Annotated in this window: 10 protein-coding genes; 6 read left to right on the top strand and 4 right to left on the bottom strand. The window is 64.0% G+C overall.

The genetic code is table 11. The features are described 5' to 3' along the window. Positions 1–129 precede the first annotated feature (129 nt). From ACUIAG_RS00720 to ACUIAG_RS00705, 4 genes are all read left to right on the top strand, one after another. Complete coding sequence (locus tag ACUIAG_RS00720) at positions 130–888, top strand: exonuclease domain-containing protein (protein WP_445339843.1); 759 nt, start codon at positions 130–132, stop codon at positions 886–888. Between the two features lie 175 nt (positions 889–1,063). Continuing rightward, the gene (locus ACUIAG_RS00715) at positions 1,064–2,632 is read left to right on the top strand and encodes a Mur ligase family protein (RefSeq protein ID WP_445339842.1); all 1,569 of its coding nucleotides are present in this window, start codon (positions 1,064–1,066) and stop codon (positions 2,630–2,632) included. Positions 2,633–2,718: 86 nt separating this feature from the next. Beyond that, positions 2,719–3,963 (top strand): carboxylate--amine ligase, encoded by a 1,245-nt coding sequence (locus tag ACUIAG_RS00710; RefSeq protein WP_445339841.1) that lies wholly within the window; start codon positions 2,719–2,721, stop codon positions 3,961–3,963. After that, on the top strand, positions 3,960–4,712 hold the full coding sequence (locus tag ACUIAG_RS00705) for an aspartate/glutamate racemase family protein (RefSeq protein ID WP_445339840.1): 753 nt from the start codon (positions 3,960–3,962) through the stop codon (positions 4,710–4,712). Before ACUIAG_RS00710 ends, ACUIAG_RS00705 begins: the two co-directional genes overlap by 4 nt. Here ACUIAG_RS00705 and smc read toward each other — a convergent pair. Further along, complete coding sequence (smc, locus tag ACUIAG_RS00700) at positions 4,636–8,283, bottom strand: chromosome segregation protein SMC (RefSeq protein ID WP_445339839.1); 3,648 nt, start codon at positions 8,281–8,283, stop codon at positions 4,636–4,638. The two genes, ACUIAG_RS00705 and smc, sit on opposite strands and share 77 nt — an antisense overlap. Beyond that, positions 8,283–9,704, bottom strand: a complete 1,422-nt coding sequence (locus ACUIAG_RS00695) for a bifunctional folylpolyglutamate synthase/dihydrofolate synthase (protein WP_045924120.1) — start codon at positions 9,702–9,704, stop codon at positions 8,283–8,285. The genes smc and ACUIAG_RS00695 overlap by 1 nt, the downstream gene beginning before the upstream one ends. Positions 9,705–9,910: 206 nt before the next feature. On the opposite strand from ACUIAG_RS00695, the gene ACUIAG_RS00690 reads away from it, so the two are divergent. Both ACUIAG_RS00690 and ACUIAG_RS00685 read left to right on the top strand, forming a co-directional pair. After that, positions 9,911–11,461 (top strand): aminopeptidase P family protein, encoded by a 1,551-nt coding sequence (locus tag ACUIAG_RS00690; RefSeq protein WP_445340342.1) that lies wholly within the window; start codon positions 9,911–9,913, stop codon positions 11,459–11,461. Between the two features lies 1 nt (position 11,462). Then, a complete protein-coding gene (locus ACUIAG_RS00685; RefSeq protein WP_445339838.1) occupies positions 11,463–11,999 on the top strand; it encodes an NUDIX hydrolase in 537 nt (178 codons plus the stop codon). 45 nt (positions 12,000–12,044) lie between these two features. Here ACUIAG_RS00685 and ACUIAG_RS00680 read toward each other — a convergent pair whose 3' ends face one another. Together ACUIAG_RS00680 and mmsB are read right to left on the bottom strand one after the other, a co-directional pair. Continuing rightward, positions 12,045–13,280 carry an ROK family protein gene (locus tag ACUIAG_RS00680; protein ID WP_445340341.1) on the bottom strand — a complete coding sequence of 412 codons (1,236 nt, stop codon included), beginning with the start codon at positions 13,278–13,280 and terminating at the stop codon, positions 12,045–12,047. A 229-nt stretch (positions 13,281–13,509) separates the two neighbouring features. After that, positions 13,510–14,736 (bottom strand): multiple monosaccharide ABC transporter permease, encoded by a 1,227-nt coding sequence (gene mmsB / locus ACUIAG_RS00675; protein WP_445340340.1) that lies wholly within the window; start codon positions 14,734–14,736, stop codon positions 13,510–13,512. Between the last annotated feature and the right edge of the window lie 22 nt (positions 14,737–14,758).

Genomic DNA, 14,758 nt, shown 5'->3' with positions numbered 1-14,758 from the left:
CTGCTTTCGAGTTCGCTGGTATCTGCCACAACCCCTATTGTGCCATCCCCCCTCGCCCGTGGCGGTTTCGACCCGGTCGCGGGCCGGTCGGTCCTCGGTTACCATAATGACGAAGGAGAAATCACGCTTATGGAAAACACCGAGTACACAAGCATGGAGCAGGCGCTCGCGTCCGCCCCGCAGCAGGAGGGGTCGACTCGCCTTGGGGACTCCTGGCTTCTGGGGTTCGACACCGAAACCACGGGCACCAAGCCAGGCAAGGACGGCATTGTTTCGGCCAGCCTGGTTCTGCGCGACCCGACCAAGGGCTACGCAGCGGATGTCGTAGCCACCTGGATAGTCAATCCGCACCGGCATATCAGCAAGGGGGCCAGCCGGGTCAACGGGTTCACCGATGAGCAGCTGGCCACCGAGGGCATGGAACCTGAGCTGGCCACCGAGCAGATGGCCGGGTTCATTGCCCGCGCCCAGGACAAGCGCATCCCCCTGCTGGCCTACAACGCCCCCTTTGACGTGCAGATGCTGGATGGGGACATCGCCCACTGGTGCGCGCAGTCAGTCAAGCCGCTGAGCGAGAGGGATCTGCTGGTAGTGGACCCTCTGGTCCTGGACAGGGAGATCTCCCACCGGTCGGGCCGCCGCACCCTGGGGCTGACCAGCGAGTACTACGGCGTCATCCCCCATGGCAACTTCCACAATGCCACGGCCGATACGGTGGCTGCCGTGGACCTGATCAAGCCCATGACCACCCTCTTCCCCCAGGTGGCCCGAATCACCATGGATTCCCTTATGGACTGGCAGCGGCAGGCGCAGGCCAGGTGGCGGGAACAGTTCAACCAGCACCTGATCTCCCAGGGGCGCCGTCCAGTCACCGACTCCTGGCTCTGAAGCCCAGCTCCCAGGCCGATCCGCTACCTGCTTTTTGCCCATTCAGTCAAGGGGTCGTCGGATTCCCCTGCCCTGGCCCAGAGGCGGTTTAGACTTGTATCTGGTCTCGATCGGGGTCCCCAATCGGGACGGGAACGATTGAAGTGACGAACCTACAGACAAGGGGGAAGCCGGCATGGCGCTGACGATGGCTTCGACTCTGGAGCTGCTGCGCAAACATCATCAACTGCGCGAGGTGATCCAGGGCGACCAGTGGACCTTGAATACTCCAGAAGACACCCAGTCATCCAAGCCCTTCACCGACATCACCTACGACACCCGCCAGGCAGGACCCGGCAGTCTGCTCTTCTGCAAGGGCCGCTTCCTGCCTGAATATCTGGATGCGTGCGACCCCGAGGGACCACAGGCCTACGTGGCCCAGCAGGATCTGTCCGCCCACACCAAGGCCCCGGGGATCATCGTCAACGACGTGCGCAAGTCCATGAGCCTGCTGGCCGCTGCTTTTTACGGGCATCCCCAGGAGCAGCTGACGCTGGTGGGAATCACCGGGACCAAGGGCAAGACCACCACCGCTTACTTCCTGCATGCCATGCTGTCCAGGATCTCCGGAGGTCGAGCGGCCCTGCTCTCCTCAGTGGACAACTGCCTGGACGGTCGCCATTACCAGGAGTCCCAGCTCACCACACCCGAATCGCTGGATCTCTTTCGGATGATGCGCCAGGCGGCAGACGCCGGCATGCGCTACCTGGTCATGGAGGTCTCCTCCCAGGCCTACAAGGTGGACCGTGTCTACGGGCTGACATTCGACCTGGGGGCATTCCTGAACATCTCCCCCGACCACATCAGCCCCATCGAACACCCCAGCTTCGAGGATTACTTCTACTGCAAGCGCCGCATAACCTACAACAGCCGGCAGCTGGTTCTGGGAGCCGATGCGCGCGGAGCCGATCTGATCCGTCAGGATGCCCGCGCCGCCAACGTTCCGGTGACCACATTCGGCGATGGAACCGGGCAGGCCGATTTCCTGGTTCGCAAGGCTCCCGGCCAGGGCGACGACTACTTGATAGGACCCTCCGGCGGAGCCACGAGGCCGGTCAGCCTGTCCATGGACGGGGATTTCAACGCTCTGAACGCGGCCGCTGCCCTGGCCATGCTGACCCGTCTGGGCCTGGAGCCCGATGCCGCCGCAGTCCGGGCCATGGAGAGCGTCAGGATCGCCGGCAGGATGGAACGCTTCAAGGCCGACAACCGAGTGGTCTATGTCGACTACGCCCACAACAAGGCCTCGGTCACCGCCCTGCTGGATTTTGTGGACGAGCGCTACGGAAAGCGCAAACCCCTGATTACCCTGGTCTCCGGTTCCGCTGGCGGCAAGGCCATCGACCGCAGGGAGGGCATCGTCAGCGCCGCCCAGGACCGCGTCGACCGGCTGATCCTGACCGCCGACGACGAGGAGGGGGAGAGCGCGGACCAGGTGGACCGGCAGATGCTGGGCTTCGTGACCAACCCAGACCTGGATGTCCGCATCGAGCCGGACAGGGTCCAGGCCATCCAGCAGGCCTTGGGAGATCCGGGCCGGCCAGGGGACCGTCTGCGTGTCACTCTGGTCATCGGCAAGGGTGAGGAACGTTGGTTCAAGAGGGACAGCGGCCACGTGCCCTATGAGGGCGATGACCACGTAGTGGCGCGCCTGCTGGGCACCGAAAGCTACGACCTGGGAGCCACCGGCGCAGCCCAGGGATGACGATCCTGACAGGACCCTAAGATGGAAAGCCGAATGCCCCGCGGCAGGGCGGGGCGCACGAGCACATGGTAGGTGGTTTCATACAGATGCAAGAATTCCAACCGGTCATACTGGGCAGCGACATCAACGCCTACGGCATGGCGCGCGCCTTTCATGAGGCCTATGGACTGGTCTCCACCGCCTTCGCCCACCAGCAGCTCTCCCCCACCAAGTACAGCAGGATCATCGACGTGCACCTGGTGCCGGATTTCGCCAATCCCAAGGTCTTTGTGCCGGCCCTGAACGACTGGGCCGACGCCTATCACCGGGACCACCCAGGAGCCACCCTGCTCCTGCTGCCCTGCGGGGACACCTACGCCAACCTGCTGGACGCGTTCGGCGATCCCCTGCGCGAACGGTTCGTCTTCAACGCCATCGATGCCAAGCTCAACCGCGCCCTCTCGCTCAAGTCCTCCTTCTACGAACTCTGCGACCGCTATGACCTGCCCCATCCGCAGACCGTCTCGGTGGATGCCGACGATGTGAAAGCTGGTCGCCACCGCAACCTGCCCTTCGACTACCCGGTGGCCATGAAGCCCGCCGACAGCGACGAGTGGCTGGGCATCGACTTCCCCGGGAGGAAGAAGGCCTTCATCTTCAGCAACCCTGAGGAGCTGGACACCATGATCCGCAGGTCCTACCAGGCCGGGTACACCTCGCAGATGGTCATCCAGGACTTCGTGCCCGGGGGCGATGACAACATGAGGGTGCTCAACGCCTATGTGGACCGCCACCACCGGGTGCGCATGATGTTCCTGGGACACCCGCTGCTGGAGGACCCCACCCCAGAGGCCGTGGGCAACTACGCGGCCATTATGCCCGACTACAACCAGGACATCTTCGACCGGATCAAGGCCTTCCTTGAGGACATCGACTACAGCGGTGTGGCCAACTTCGACATGAAGTACGATCCGCGCGACGGCGTCTACAAGCTCTTCGAGATCAATCTGCGCCAGGGCCGCAGCAGCTACGTGGTCACCCTGAACGGCTTCAACCTGGCCCGCTGCTTCGTGGACGACCTGGTCCTGGACACCCCCTTCAACGGACGCACCGTCTTCGGCCGGGGGCACCGCCTCTGGATGGAGATCCCCAAGGACATCTTCCGCAAATACTGCGCCGAATCCGAGGACAAGCGACAGGCCATGGCCATGATTCGCCGCGGAGACTGGGGCACCACTCTGGAGTACGGCAAGGACCGCAACTTCAAGCGCTGGCTGCTGATCCGACACATGTTTTCCATCTATCGGCGTCGTTACCGGCGCTACTTCCGTGACAAGAGGACACTGGCATGAGGAACTTCTTCGTCGTCCTGGGCGGCATGGGCACACTGGCCACCGAAAGCTTCGTGCGGGTGCTGGACCGGATGACCGGGGCGCACAGAGACCAGGACTTTCTGGACTATGTGGTCTTCAACCACGCCACCGTGCCCGACCGCACCGAATTCATCCTGGGCCGCAGCAAGAATGACCCCTTCCCCTACCTGGCCGAGGATGTGCGCCAGGCCACAGCCATGGGCGCCTCCTTCATGGTCATGGCCTGCAACACCGCCCATCAGATTCTGCCCAGGCTCCAGGCCCTGACCCCTGTTCCTATTTTGGACATGCCCCAGGCCACCATCGACTGGGCTGACCGGCACTATCCGGCGAAATCCCATCCGCGCATGGGGTACATGGGCACCGAGGGGTCCCGCCATGCCGCCATCTACCAGGGCCCGGCCGACAGCGCCGGCTACCAGCTGGTGGACCCGGACCAGGCCCTGCAGGACCGGGTGAGCGCGCTGATCTACGACGATGTCAAGGAAGGGCGATTGGACAAGGACCGCTACTTGGGCGTTCTCGATGCCTTCCTGAAGGACTACCGCTGTGACTCGGTCCTGCTGGGCTGCACCGAGCTCTCAGTGCTCAACGAGGCCTACCCCATGCCGCAGCTGCCCATTGTGGACTCCCAGGCCGTTCTGGCAGAGGTCACCCTTGCTCGGGCTCGGGCTCTTCGCGACCGCAACGATTCGGATCCTTCGGATCCTTCAGCCGCTGGGAGATGACGGCCGTCACCCCGTCCCCACGCATGGTGACCCCGTAGAGGGCATCGGCGATGCCCATGGTCCGCTGCTGGTGAGTGATGATGATCAGCTGGGCATGCTCCCGAAGCTGTTCGAAGGCCTTGAGCAGCCTGGTCAGGTTCACATCGTCCAGGGCGGCCTCGACCTCGTCCATGACATAGAAGGGGCTGGGCCGGGCCGTGAAGATGGCCAGGAGCAGGGCCAGGGCCGTCAGCGACCGCTCCCCACCCGAGAGCAGGGAGAGCCGGCGGACCTTCTTGCCGGCCGGGCTGGCCTCGACCAGAACGCCTGTGGTCAGCAGGTCATCCGGATCCTCCAGCCGCAGCCGTCCGCGCCCGCCGGGGAAGAGGGTGGCGAAGATGCGTCCGAAGGCTTGGGCAGTGTCGTCGAAGGCCTCCTTGAAGACCGTGACCATGGTCGAATCAAGATCCTTGACCAGGGCCATCAGATCGTCCCGGGACCCGATCACATCCTGACGCTGCTCGTGCAGGTAGCGGTTGCGGGACTCCAGGGCCTCGTATTCCTCGGTGGCCAGTGGGTTGACCTTGCCCAGGGCAGCCAGGTCCCGCTTGGCCTTGGCCAGCCGCTTCTCCTGCTCCCCGCGCTGGTAGGGCACTGTTTTGAAGGCTGATGAATCTCCGTCTTCCTCCGTCGCTTCCTGGTCCAAAGGCACAGGATTGCCCTCGTCATCCAGGACGGGTACCGGACGATCGGGGCCGTACTCGCGGATCAGCTCCTCTGGCTCCATGCCCAGGTCATCCTGGATGCGCTGGCGCAGGCGACCATCTTCGCCAGCCAGGCGCTCCCGCTCCAGATCCAGACCGTGCTCATCCTGGCGCAGACCGGCCACCTTGGGTTCCAGGGCATCCCTGCTGGCCCGCAGATCGGTCAGCTCCTTGTCGTGGGCCGAAGCCTTGGCCCTGAGCTGATCCCTGCGACGGGCCGCATGCTCCATCCTCCCCTTGATCAGCTGGGCCAGCAGGTCGGCCCTGAGCGCGATCAGCCCCAGGGAGGCCATGCCGGCCTTGCGACGACGGTTTTCCTCGCCTATCCGCTGACGATGGCGTTCGGCCTGGTCGGCCTGATCCCGCAGCAGATCAATCTGCCGCAGCAGGGAGGCGTGCCGCCGGTCGCTCTCGGTCCAGGTCAGCTTGGCCTCCATCTCGGCGGTGCGAGCCTGGTCCAGGGCCGTCTCCAATTCATGCTGCCGGTCTTCCATGCCCTCCGGGTCATCAGGATCAATCCCCCCATCCTCCTGGGCACGGGCCAGGCCGGCTTTCAGGTCTTCCAGTTTGAGTTCGTGGGTGCGCACCTGGTCACGCACCTGGGCCAGCCGGTCCTCCAGATCCTTGACCCCGGCCTGGGCCCGATCAGATTCCTTGCGGGCTGCTGCCAGCTCCCGAGCAGCCTGCTCGGCCTTGACCCGGGCCTCGGTGCACTGGTTGCGCGCCTCCTGCAGCCGCTGCTCAGCCTGCTCAAGGCCGGCACGGGCCGCATCCATCTGCGGTTGCAGCGTTCGGGATTCATCCTGGAGGGCCTCTACCTGCGCCAGGGCCTTATCCCTGCGCGCAGTCAGCGCCAGGTCGCTGGTGGCCGGGGCTGATCCGCCCACAGCACCTACCCGGTCGTAGAGGTCGCCCAGGCGGGTCAGCGCCTGCTGCCATCCGTCCTCCAAGGCACGGCGGGCCTGATCGGCGTCATCGACGGCGGCTGTAGAGGCCAGCAGACTGCGGACAGCCCTCAGCACTCCCTGGGCCTGGTCAGGATCGGCAGGATGCTCCCGCAGATCCACCAGGTCGGCGGCCGACCGCCAGGGGCCATCGCCGGAGCTTATGGCTGTCCCCTTGAGCGGGCCTGATGCCGAGATCAGCGCAGCGCGTCCCAGGCGATCCCGGCGGGCCCGCTCCAGGGTCCGGTCGACCGCCTGGCCATCCTTGGCCACCAGGGCCGAGGCATAGTCATACAAGGCCTGGGCCAGGGGCTCCTCCCAACCCTCCTCCACTCGGACGAAGTCGGTCAGCACACCCAGCAGGGCTGGATCCCCCGCCTGGGACAAGGCCTCGCCGGCGCCGCGATGGTCCAGCGTGTCCGCCAGGGCATCGGCCTTGGCCTGGGCCGATATGGCATCGGACTGGATTCGACGTTCGCGCTCCTGGAGGTCGTTGAGCCTGCTGCGGGCCTGGTCCCTGACCTGACTTGCCTGGTCCAAGGCTTGTCTGCCGTCCTGGTCGGGACCTTCCTCCTGGCTGTCCAGATCCCGCACCCGGCTCCTGGCTCGCTCCAGGCTCTCCTTGACCTGATCCTGCTGACGGGTCAGGTCACGCTCGCGCTGCCTGGAAAGTTCCAGGGCCGATTCCTCCTTGGCCACCAACTGCGCCAGGTCGCCCAGCCGAGCCTGCCGCTTTCTGGCCGCCTGCCGCAGCTCGGTCATGGTCTGCCGGTGGGCGGCCAGCCGCCGCTCCAGATCCGCACGGGCTTGGACACAGCCATCGAGGGCGATCCGGTCGGCTCCGACCTGGCCCTCCTCCTGGTCGGCCTGGCCCTTGAGTTCCTCGGCCCGCCGCCTGAGCACCCCGGGATCATGCCCCTGGTCGGCCACCATGCCGGCCTCCAGCGAACGGCTGCGCTCCCTGGCCAAGGATGCCAGGGACCCGGCCCGCTCACCCAGCTTGGTCAGGTCGTTCCACTGCTGGTTGACGGCCTCCAGGGCCGGACTGGACTGTCGGTCCAGCCCCTCCAGCTGTTCGATGCGCAGCTTGACCCTGGTCAGATCCTCCTGCCCGCTGGCCAGTAGCCCCCGAGTCTCTGCCATCCGCGAACGCAGATCCTCCAGCTTCCTCTGCGAGGTCAGGGCGTCGTCGGCATGGATGCGTGCCTGGGCGTCCCGCAGGCTGACCTGAATCATGTCGGCTCGGCGGGAGACCTTGGCCTGGCGGCCCAGAGGCCCCAGCTGCCGATGAATCTCGCCGATCAGGTCATCCAGGCGGGACAGGTTGGCCTCGGTGTTGGCCAGTTTGTGCAGGGCCCGCTCCTTGCGCTTGCGGTGCTTGAGGATGCCGGCCGCCTCCTCGATGAAGGCCCGATGACCGGCCGGATCAGCCCGCAGGATGGCATCCAGCCGACCCTGACCGACGATCACGTGCATCTGCTGGCCCAGCCCGGTGTCGCTGAGCAGCTCCTGGATGTCCAGCAGGCGGCAGTCGGACCCGTTGATGGCATACTCGGACCCGCCGTTGCGGTAGATGGTCCGGCTGATGGTGACCTCGGTATAGTCGATGTCCAAGGTCCGGTCGGTGTTGTCGATGGTCAGGGTGACCTGAGCCCGGCCCAGTGGCGGCCTCGAGGAGGTGCCGGCGAAAATCACGTCCTCCATGGATCCGCCGCGCAGGCTCTTGGCCCCCTGCTCGCCCATGACCCAGGCCAGGGCGTCGACGATGTTGGATTTGCCTGATCCGTTGGGGCCCACCACAGCGGTGATGCCCGGCTCGAAGCGCAGAGTGGTGGCCGAGGCGAAGGACTTGAAGCCCTTGAGGGTCAGCTCCTTGAGATACATCAGGCGCGCTCCGCCTTAGGTTTGGCCAGATCGGGATTGGGACGCTCGGCCAGCAGTGTGCGGGCGTCGCCGGCGGTGACGAAGCTGCCGCAGATCAGCACGCCGCGGCCATAGCCCACCCCGGTCTGATCCTCGCTGTCGACCATGTCGACGGCGGTCTGGATGGCATCGGGCATCCGGTCGCGCCGGACCACCCTGTCGGGCCCGAAGACCCGCACGGCGACCCGTTCCAGATCCTCGGCCGGCATGACCCGGCCCTTCCAGGAGTTCTCGGTGACCACGACGCTGTCCAGCACGGGTTCCAACAGGCCCAGATAGTCCTCCACCTGCTTGTCGGCCATCATGGAAATCACACCCACCAGCTGCTTGAAGTCGTAGTTCTCCTCGATGGCCGAGCGCAGGGACTGGGCCGCGTTCAGGTTGTGCCCGCCGTCGATGATGATGGTGGGCGAGGTGCGCACCTGCTCGATCCGTCCGGGGATGCGCACCTGGCTCAAAGCCTCGGCCACCAGATCCTGGTCCAGGGCCCCGTTGACGGGGATGACCGTCTCAGCCGCTGCCAGGGCCGCCAGGGCGTTGTGGGCCTGGTGCTCCCCGAACTTATCGATGGGCACATCCTTGTAGAGCCCCTGCGGCGTGCGCAGCGTAGCCACCTGGCCGCCCACTGCGGGCATGCGGGAGACCACCTCCAGCTCGTTGCCATCCCTTAAAAGGGTGGGGGCGCCCTGCTCGCGCACGGCCTGCTCGATGATGGGCATGACGGCTTCCTCATGAGGCTGGGCCCCGACGATGACCGTGGACTTGGGCTTGATGATCCCGGCCTTCTCCCCTGCTATCTGCTCGACCGTATCCCCCAGCCACTGCATGTGGTCCATGTCCACCGGTCCGATGATGGCGGCATCGCCATCGAGGACGTTGGTGGCATCCCAACGGCCGCCCATCCCCACCTCGACGATGGCCACGTCCACGGGGGCGTCGGCGAAGGCCCAGACGGCCATGGCGGTCAGGACCTCGAAGAAGCTCATGGGAGCCCTGCCCTGCTGGGCGAAGCGGTCGTCCACCATGGCGATGAAATCCTCGATCTGCTGGTAGAGATCCACAAACTCCTCGTCTGAGAGCTCCTGGCCGTCGATGGCGATCCGCTCATTGATCCGCTCCAGGTGGGGCGAGGTATAGAGCCCGGTGCGCAGACCGTAGGCCCGCACCAGAGCCTCGGCCATCCGCGCCGTGGACCCCTTCCCATTGGTCCCGGTGACGTGGATAACCCGGAAGCTGTGCTCCGGATGGCCCAGCAGGTCCAGCATCATCCCCATCCTGTCCAGGTCCAGGTTGGGGCTGTCGTGCTCGGTGGGACGCGCCATGATGGCCCGCTCGACATCGCGAATATTCTGACCCTTGCTGTTGGGGTGTTCGAATGACATATTCTGCCTGCGCCTCCTGCTGGCTGTGGATGCTTCCCGCCCATTCTATGCGCGACCGACCCCGATTGAGGGCCGGATCAGCCGACTGTCACATCGGCCGAACGCACTACCATGGAACCAACATAGTCAGAACCGGAATCTCAAGGAGGCTGGACGTGACCGCATCCGCACAGGAGCATCTACAAGGAGACACTGATCCCAAGAACGTGGATCTGGATGAGCAGAACATGGAAGACCGGGTGAACAACCGCACCCTGCGCCCCAACTCCCCCGCCTTCCAGAAGTTCATGACCACCGGGTGGCAGGCCCAGGAGCCGCAAATCGAGCCGCTGGAGTCCAGCAAGTACACGGAGCGCCGCCTGCGTGAGCTGGGACAGCGTTTCCCCGGCGAGCGGCTGGTCATCCCCGCCGGATCCTACAAGACCCGAAACAACGACAACGACTACGCCTTCCGCCCAGACACCACCTTTGCCTACTACACGGGCCTGGGCGAGGACTACGAACCCGGGGCCATCCTGGTCCTGGACCCAGTGGACCCCGAGAGTCCGGAGGCCGCCAAGGGCCTGACGCATACCCCTGAGCTCTTCGTCCATCCCCGGGCCGATCAGTCCACCCGCGACTACTACCGTTCCTCCCAGTATGGGGAGTACTGGGTTGGTCCCCGGGCCGGGCTGCGGGAGCTGGCCATCATGACCGGCATCCCCACCAAGGACATCGCCACCTTCCCTGATGCCATCGCCAAGGACCTGGGACCGGACCAGGGAGCGGTCAAGCTGCGAGTGATCCGCACTGCCGACCAGGAGATCCTGAGCCAGGTGGAGGCCGCCCGCAAGGCCAACGGCATCGGCGGCCCTGACCGCAATGAGGAGGCCGACGACAAGCTCGAGGAGTTCACCTCCGAGGCCCGCATGATCAAGGACGACTACGAGGTCAGCGAGATGCGCAAGGCCATCGCCGCCACCAAGGACGGGTTCGACCGGATCCTGACCCACCTGCCCCAGGTGGTAGGCAAGCCCCGCTCCGAGCGGATGCTGGAGGGCGTCTTCAACGCCAACGCCCGCGAGAAGGGCAACGACGTGGGCTACGGCTCCATCATCGCCTCGGGCAAGCATGCCCCCATCCTTCACTGGATGCGCAACGACGGGACAGTCCAGAAGGGCGATCTGCTTCTGATCGACGCTGGCGTGGAGGTCAACAGCCTCTACACGGCCGACATCACCCGCACCTTCCCCGTAGGCGGCACTTTCAGCCCCCTGCAGAAGCGGATCTACCAGACCGTGCTCAAGGCCCAGCAGGCCGGCTTCGAAGCCGCCAAGCCCGGCGCCACCTACTCGGACATCCACCATGCCGTCATGCGGGTACTGGCTGAAACCCTGCACGAATGGGGCATCCTCAAGGTCAGCGTGGAGGAGTCCCTCTCCCCCCAGGGCCAGCAGCACCGCCGCTGGCACGCCTGTGGATGCGCCCACCACCTGGGTCTGGACGTGCACGACTGCGCGGAGGCCAGGTACGAGTCCTACCAGGGCGCGCCCATCACCCCTGGAATGATCTTCACCATCGAGCCCGGACTCTACTTCAAGGAGAACGACCTGCTGGTGCCTCCGGAGTTCCGCGGCATCGGCGTACGCGTGGAGGACGACGTGCTCATGACCGAGCAGGGACCCCAGTGGCTGTCTGCTGGCATCCCCAAGACCGTAGAGGATGTGGAGGCCTGGATGGCGCAGCGGGCCGCACTGGCCGACCCGGACAGGGACTGATATGCCCACCCCTGACTTCGTGCTCAGACTGCGCCGGTCCATAGGCCATGACCTGCTCTGGCTGAACGGTGTAACGGCCTTCGTCAGCGATGACCAGGGCCGCCTTCTGCTTGGCCGGCGCTCCGACACCGGCCAGTGGGCCCTGGTCTACGGGATCAACGAACCGGGCGAGGACCCGGCTGACACCGTGGTCCGCGAGGTCAAGGAGGAGACCGGAGTGGATGTGATTGTCACCGATCTGGCGGCAGTCACATCCTCCCAAGAGGTGATCACCTATGCCAACGGGGACCGGACCATGTACATGGATCATCTGTTCATCTGTCGGTCTGACCCCAGCGGCAACACCGACCCCTTTGTGGGCGACGAGGAGAGCCTGTCAGTCGGCTGGTTCGAACCCGATCGGCTTCCAGCCCCGCTGGCCCAGACCACTGTGGAACGCATGGCCCGAGCCCGGACCTATCTGGAACGCCTGCATGGCGGAGATGCCCACGCCCTGTTCAGGGTTGGCGGCAGGGAGCTTCCCCCTAATTCCGACTAGTCCCAGGTTGCCATTGGGCCCTTGGACGGGTCAGTCCTCGAAGGGTCAGTCCTCGAAGAAATCCAGCGGATCATCGATGAAGCGGCGCAGGCCTACCAACGCTGCTCCCTTGAGAGCCGGATAGTCGGCCTGGCTGGGGATGAGCACGCGAATGTCCACGGCATCCCGGCCCAGGGTCAGCTGATTGAGCCGATCCTGCAGACGCTGGGCCAGATTTCCCCCGAAGTGCGACCAGAATCCCCCCAGGATGACTGTATCCACGTCGACGATATTGATGGCTGAGGCGATGACCGAGATCATGGCATCGAGCCCACGGTCGATGGCATCGACGGCCTTGGCATCGCCCTGCTGCCAGCGCTGGTAGAGTTCCTCCATGGCCTGGGGCGTGACCGCTTCGGCTCCGGTGGCGATGTCAGCCGCCTCAACCAGAGCCCTACGCCCGGCGTAGGTCTCCAGGCACCCACGGCGGCCGCAACGGCAGGTTGGGCCGTTCAGATCCACCGAGGCATGCCCCAATTCACCGGCGAACCCATGGTCTCCGGTTTCGACGGCCCCGCGACGCACCACAGCTCCGCCGATGCCGATGTCAGTGGAAATGTAAATAAAGGAGTCGGTGGGCGAAAGTGGCCCCTCATCTCCGCCCGCAGGACGCTGGGCTGCGTAGCCGGGAATCTGTGCAAGGGCTGCCAGACGCGCCTCGTTGCCCACTCTGGGGGCTAGTCGACGGACCAGGGGAAATTCCTGCAGATCCAGACGTTCCCATCCCAGGTTGCGGGCCATGAGCAGGGTGGTGTCGCCGCCAACCAGGCCGGGCAGGGCCAGGCCCGAACCCACTGTGCGGTAGTGCCGCCGTGACAGCTTGCGTTCGATGGGCTTGGTCAGTTTCTCCAGTTCAGCGAAGACCCGATCGGGTTCCGCCTCATGCATATCATCCTTGACCCAGGCCGAATCGATCAGGGTCCCATCCAGATCCATGGCCAGACATCCGTAGCCATCGGTGTTGATCTGCAGGCCCAGGCCAGCCCAGCGTCCGTGCGCGATGGACAACGGGGTGCTGGGTCGGCCATGGCTGCTCTGCGAAGTCTCAGGCTCCTCCTCGCGCACCACCCGATTCCGGATCAGAAGCCCTGCCAGGAGCGACATGGTAGCCTTGGTCAGCCCCGTAGCCTTGGCCAGATCCGCCCTGCTGAGCGAGGTAGGCGACCGCAGAATGGTGTCGATGATGACCGAGAGGTTGTGGTTCCTCAGATCATCCTGATTGATAGAGCGCAGGGCAGTCACGGAAATCATCCCTCCAAATCCGGGCGGCAAAACCACCCTACATGCCAGAAACCACCTTTCAGTATCACACATGAACACGCCAAAATCCGCAAATTCAGCTGGAGCTTCCGCCCTCGGATACGTAGGTAGAAGCTAGGAATGAAAATTAACGACGAGCCTTAAACAAGGCCCCGCCCCCTATTCTTCCAAGCATGAAACGAACAGAGGGCGGGGCGAGCCAGGTCAGCAATTACTTCTTGTGACGTTTGCTGATCAAATCATATGCCACGGCGATAATCACAACCAGACCCTTGATGATCTTCACTATGGCGGCATCCGCACCCATAATCGACAGTCCTTGGTTGAGCACACCCATGATCAGTGCACCTACCATGGCACCGGGAATGGTACCTACGCCACCAGCCACAGCCGCGCCACCGATGAAGCAGGCGGCGATGGCGTCCATTTCAAATTCCATACCGGTCTGGGCCGTAGCCGAAGCCAGTCGGGACAAAGTGATGATTGCGGCAATAGCGGCAAGCAGCCCCATATTGAGGAATATCTTGAAATCGACCTTGCGTGTATCGATGCCCGAAAGCACTGCGGCCTTTCTATTGCCACCGACAGCATAGATATCGCGCCCCAGCACCATCCTGTTGAGAACGAACCAGTAGATGCCCACTAGCACAGCGATAATGACCAAGACGATGGGTATACCGCCCTGAGTTTGGTTTCCGGATGAAGCCAGCAGATAGGTTACGAACCCAATGACCAGGGTGGCCAGCACGCACTTGATGATCATCCAGCTCTTCGGCTCAGCCTGCAGCCCGACCCGGATGGTATGAGACCGGCGACGGATCTGCATGACGATAACCAAAAGTATGACCACTGCCCCAACGACCAAGGTCAGCCCATCCAGACCAAACCAGAACCCGAAGATGTTCGGCAGGAAATCCTTGGAGATGGCACGGAACTCACGCGAACGAAGGGGAATGGACTCACCGGCGATCACTGTTGCCAGACCTCGGAAAACCAGCATTCCGCCAAGGGTCGTAACAAAGGCTGGTACGCCAACATAGGCTACCCAGAAGCCCTGCCAGATACCCACAATCAGCCCGAGCGCCAGCATGAGCACAATGGCCAGGAACCAGTTCAAACCCCAGTTCTTCATCATGAAAGCGCCCATGCCGCCAATGAAAGCAACCACAGAGCCCACAGACAGATCGATATGAGTACCGATGATCACCATAAGCATGCCGATGGCCAGAACGAGCACATAGGCATTCTGCTGAAATAGAGCAACGAAATTATTGGGGAAGAGCAGACGCCCTCCGGTCAGCACCTCGAAGATGGCAATGACCACTACCAGTGCCAGATAGATTCCATATTGTCGAGCATTGCCCAGCAAGGTGGACTTAAGAGTGGCCACCTGCGGATTTCCGCTGTCATTGGGCGCTTCAGCGACCGACTGCTTCATTGTTGTTTTTCCTTCCTTGACG

Source organism: Bifidobacterium sp. ESL0825, assembly GCF_052606465.1.
Note: the sequence above shows the minus strand (reverse complement) of the source record. Positions and strands in the feature narration are given on the sequence as shown.